This window comes from Syntrophorhabdus sp., assembly GCA_012719415.1.
GTDB lineage: Bacteria > Desulfobacterota > Syntrophorhabdia > Syntrophorhabdales > Syntrophorhabdaceae > Delta-02.
In genome coordinates, this window is the sequence record JAAYAK010000323.1 from 1 (window position 1) to 2,600 (window position 2,600).

General features: G+C 56.3%; 2 protein-coding genes. Both read right to left on the reverse strand.

The window, feature by feature from the left end; all coding sequences use genetic code 11:
- Positions 1 to 209 precede the first annotated feature (209 nt).
- Complete coding sequence (locus GXX82_18245; protein NLT24979.1) at positions 210 to 983, reverse strand: ATP-binding protein; 774 nt, start codon at positions 981 to 983, stop codon at positions 210 to 212.
- Positions 980 to 2,467, reverse strand: a complete 1,488-nt coding sequence (locus GXX82_18250) for an IS21 family transposase (protein NLT24980.1) — start codon at positions 2,465 to 2,467, stop codon at positions 980 to 982. Before GXX82_18250 ends, GXX82_18245 begins: the two co-directional genes overlap by 4 nt.
- Positions 2,468 to 2,600 lie beyond the last annotated feature (133 nt).

Consider the following 2,600-nt stretch of genomic DNA (forward strand, 5'->3'; position numbering starts at 1 on the left):
CCACCCCCATCAAAGAAACCCCGATCCTCCGCGGCAAAGATGCCAGGAGGTTCACAGAGAAGATCACCAGGAACGAGCAGGAGCCGGCCCCGCGGGAAGAGTATGACAAGCTGATGGCGAATTACCGTGGCAATGACAACCTAAAAGTGACCCACTGTGATCACGCAAAAATGACCCACCCCTGTTTTAGTTAAAAAAATATATACCCTTCATTCCTTGCCCCTTTTTGCCGGAGATTTATTCTTGAGACTCTCCTTAAGCCTGTAGCTGTCCCAATCGCACATAACAATATGAGCCTTGTGTGTCAAGCGGTCGAGAAGCGCCGCCGTCAAAGTCGGGTCCCCAAATAACTGCGTCCAGTCAGCAAACCCGAGGTTTGTCGTTATGATCACGGAGGCCCTTTCATAACGTTCCGCCAGAAGCTGGAAGAGAAGCTGTGATCCCTCCCGGGAGAAAGGGACATAACCAAGCTCATCGAGGATAAGAAGACCGAACCGTGACATCTTCTGGGTTATCCTGCTTACGGCTCGTTCGCTGCGGGCCTCGATGAGTTCGTTGACGAGACCTGCTCCGGTCACGAACCGGGTGCGGATCCCCTGGCGGCATGCCTCGAGTCCCAGGGCTGTCGCAAGATGGCTTTTCCCGGTGCCTGTCTTCCCTACAAAGATGATATTCCTTTTCTCCTTAATGTACGTTCCTTCTACCATCTCCCGTACCAATCTTCTGTCAAGGCCTTCGGCTTCGTCAAAATCAAAGCCCTCCATGGTCTTTATGATCGGGAACCGCGCATCCCTGATCCGCCGTTTCAGCCGGTTGTCGGCACGGGCCTCGATCTCGGATTCGATAAGGGACAATAAAAAGTCCTCATACTCGGAACCGCTCTCCCGGGCCTGGCGCGCACGGGCACTATAGCACCGCAGGATGGCGGTCAGCTTGAGCTGTTTGAGATGGTCCGCAAGAAGAACTTCGGTCGCCGGTCTCATCGGATCACCCCCAGCTGTGCATAGTCGGCCACATCGGGTACGAGCGTTGCCGGCCAGCCCTGAAGGGGAGCAAAGTTCTCTTCCGGACCCGAGTAGACGAGCATGTGCCGGATCCCCTCGCTGTTGGATATAGAGCTCTCAAGAGCCAGTTCCACCACGGCCTCGATCTCTTCGGCCGGGTAATCCCTGTAGAACATGAGCACGGAGATAAAATCCTTTATTCCCGATGTCTCCCCCTGCCTCTCCTTGAACCGTGCTAAAAGCCTCTCAAGACATGCCGGCCACGCCGGGCGCCACCGGCGGATGACAAGCGCGCTGTCGAAGGCGCCGGGCTTACGGCGTATCAGTTCGAGATAATGCTGGGGATCGAGCTGCCACTTGTTGTTGCCGAAGAGCCGTGCGTGGCTCGCTATCCTCCTGCCGTCATGGAAGATATCGACCCGGTCTATCGCAAGTTCAACCCGGACCCTGAGCCGTACGTGGGATACCGGCACCGAGTAATGGTTCTTGTCCGCCACGACGGTGGCGTACTTGTTGATCCTGGTCTCCAGAAGGCGCATGTTGCTCATCGGCACGGCAGGCAGGGGGATGAGATGTTCCTTTTCCCTCTCAAAGAGGCAATCGACATTTTCTGTGCGGCCTTCCGTCCGGTGGGTGCCGTGGCGAAGGCAGGACTGAAGGAGCCTCTCGTTGAGCTCCTCGAAGCTCTCCACGACGGGTATGGGAACAAGGTAATTACGCCGTATATACCCGATCATCCCTTCCGTCCCGCCCTTCTCGTGCGCTGCCGCCGGGTTGCAGAAGCGGGCCTCGAAGTTATAGTAGGAGCGCAATTTGCGGAACCCCTCCTGTTCTATCCGGTCGTGGCCCGTAAGGACCTTCTGGACGGCGCTCGTCAGGTTGTCGTAGACGATGGTGGGGAAGATACCGCCGAAGAAGTTAAAGGCCCGGACGTGGGCGTCGAGGAACGCCTGCTGCTTCTCGCAGGGATAGGCGCGTACAAAAGACTTGCCGGAGTATTTCGAGCGCATGCAGAAGAAGTGGAAGGGGATTCTTGTTCCCTGCATTATTGCAACGGCCCGTCCCCAGTCGGCCTCGGCCTCATGGCCGCATTCGGGTTCCAGGATCAGATACGCGCCGGATGTCTCCATCCCTTCCCTCGCTTTTACCTGGCGCACGTACCGGCGGACGGTCACCTCGCTTCCCGCGTATCCTTCCTCCTCGACAAGGCGTGCGTAGATCCTGCGGGCGGTATGGCGCTGTTTTCTGGGATTCTCGCGGTCCTCGTTAAGCCAGCGTTCTATTGTATCTCTGTGTTCGTCCAGAGCGGGATATGCCTGCGTCGCTCGCCGCTTGTACTCGGGGAACGCACCCTCAAGGATCTTCCTGATCGTTACCCGGGAATGGCCCGTTTCTTTCTGTATCTGCCGGATACTTTTTTTGTAAACCCGATGCGCTGTCCTGATGTACTCGTACTGATCCATCGTTATCACCCTTTCCCTCCGGTACAGTCGGTTTTCTATCAAAAACCAACTTACCAGAGATGGTCCTGGGGGTGGGTCATTTTTCGGTGATCATTTGCCCCTTAGGTGGGTCAGTTTTAGGTTATCACAACCA

Bases quoted from the DNA above. Each gene is read 5' to 3' on its own strand.
- GXX82_18245 (NLT24979.1), bottom strand. From the start codon at position 983: ATGAGACCGGCGACCGAAGTTCTTCTTGCGGACCATCTCAAACAGCTC.
- GXX82_18250 (NLT24980.1), bottom strand. From the start codon at position 2,467: ATGGATCAGTACGAGTACATCAGGACAGCGCATCGGGTTTACAAAAAA.